The sequence below is a fragment of the Mesorhizobium sp. M2E.F.Ca.ET.209.01.1.1 genome (assembly GCF_004010375.2).
In the GTDB taxonomy this organism is placed as follows: domain Bacteria; phylum Pseudomonadota; class Alphaproteobacteria; order Rhizobiales; family Rhizobiaceae; genus Mesorhizobium.
Map to the genome: position 1 here is coordinate 1 of NZ_SADP02001219.1, position 288 is coordinate 288.

Sequence of the window (288 nt, forward strand, 5' to 3'; positions counted from 1 at the left end):
CTTGGCACCTGTACCAATCGTCAGATGATCCGCAAGCCCGACGCCGCCGCCCATAGTGACATTGTCACCCACCACCACGGAACCGGAAATACCCGAAAGCCCGGCCACTATGCAATTGCGACCGATGCGGACGTTATGGGCGATCTGCACGAGATTGTCGATCTTTGTGCCTTGCCCAATGATCGTATCGGACATCGCGCCGCGATCGACTGTGGAATTGGAGCCGATCTCGACATCATCCTGGATGACGACGCGTCCGATTTGCGGGACCCGTTCCGGGCCCTTGGC

At 59.0% G+C, this 288-nt stretch carries 1 pseudogene; it reads right to left on the bottom strand.

The window, feature by feature from the left end:
- Positions 1 to 288 (bottom strand): annotated as a pseudogene (locus tag EN852_RS39815) (UDP-3-O-(3-hydroxymyristoyl)glucosamine N-acyltransferase); the annotation flags it as partial.